We start from the raw sequence: 1,242 nt of genomic DNA, 5'->3' as shown, positions 1-1,242 counted from the left end.
TCTACCATTTTGCTCACCTTCCTCAAAAATCCTAATTTCTCAAAATTTATCTAATAGTAGGATGCTCAGTCTCGAACAAAGATTGAATCGGCAAAACCACGTTCTTTTCTCCTTGGAAAAATCTCGCTCTACCATTTTGCTCACCTCCCTCAAAAATCCTAATTTCTCAAAATTTATCTAATAGTAGGATGCTCAGTCTGGACCAAAGAGCGAATCGGCAAAACCTCGTTCTTTTCTCCTTTTAAAAATTTATATCTACAATTTTACTAACCTCGGTCAAAAATGCTAATCCATTAAAATTTATCTTTTCTGTAAAGTGAGGAAATATAGATAAAGCACCCACCCCTTCATCACCAATAATATTTTGGTAGGGATCTAATTTTAAACTAACTTTACTTTGTCTCTCAAATCGTGAAAAGTGGAAAAATGTCAGATATTGTAAGATGTTATTTTTAAGGCGAGAATCTCTAATTAAAGCTTCTCGAATATCATCATCATCCATAACTCCAGGATAAAATTTTCCTAATAAAGTCGAATAAGAAATCACCCCATGATAAATTCGTTCTCCTACTGAAATACCATTAAACAAATTGAAAAATACAACCGCTTCTTGACTACTATCTTCAGCAATATTAGTTAATTGTCTAGTGTCTTGAATATATAAAGAATTAGTCTTAATACCTTTGAGACGATGCACATAATATTTATCATAAAATACCGGGTAAATTTTAGCATTTTTTTGACCTTGCTTCATTGCCTTAATAATAGTAGGCGACATAAAATATAGTTCCTCATCTTCTTCTTTCTGAGTAATATGTAAGGTACTTGTATAAGTAGCTTTAGCAACATATAAAAAGTCTTGATATCACTCATCACAAAGGTCATTTACAGTCTCAATTAAAATCGGTGGTTTTCTATACATCTCTCTGAGGGAATAATTTTTATCAAAAGTTCTTAGTGGTTGAATTTTTACACTTCCATCTTTCAATCTTTCAACACTTACAACCTCTCCTATTAAAGTTACTTTTCTATCCTGAGAATTTGTCCGATCTCTTTTACTTTTTGCATCGCTATCTCTACTCGATACAATAATAATTGCTAATTTTTCCAGTTTTAGGGATTGAGAATTATCCGTTAAACTGAACTTTTTAGGCAACACAGAATATAGAGAATTTAAACCATTTTTAATATAGCATTTCCCAAGCTAGTGAGGTACAACTAGGTAGGCGATCGCTAATTAAC

The 1,242-nt window shown here is 32.0% G+C and carries 3 protein-coding genes; 1 reads left to right on the top strand and 2 read right to left on the bottom strand.

The window, feature by feature from the left end; translation table 11 throughout:
- Positions 1-181 (top strand): hypothetical protein (locus ACP6PL_RS20055; protein WP_426547041.1); only part of this gene is annotated, 181 nt, incomplete at its 5' end.
- Between the two features lie 60 nt (positions 182-241).
- Here ACP6PL_RS20055 and ACP6PL_RS20050 read toward each other — a convergent pair.
- Positions 242-778 (bottom strand): hypothetical protein, encoded by a 537-nt coding sequence (locus tag ACP6PL_RS20050; RefSeq protein WP_426547040.1) that lies wholly within the window; start codon positions 776-778, stop codon positions 242-244.
- 87 nt (positions 779-865) lie between these two features.
- Positions 866-1,159, bottom strand: coding sequence for a hypothetical protein (locus ACP6PL_RS20045; RefSeq protein ID WP_426547039.1), 294 nt, complete (start codon positions 1,157-1,159; stop codon positions 866-868).
- Positions 1,160-1,242 lie beyond the last annotated feature (83 nt).

It is taken from the genome of Dapis purpurea BLCC-M126 (genome assembly GCF_050015975.1).
Taxonomy (GTDB): Bacteria; Cyanobacteriota; Cyanobacteriia; order Cyanobacteriales; family Microcoleaceae; genus Trichodesmium.
The sequence above is the reverse complement of the archived record's forward strand: the minus strand, read 5'-3'. Positions and strand labels throughout refer to the sequence as shown.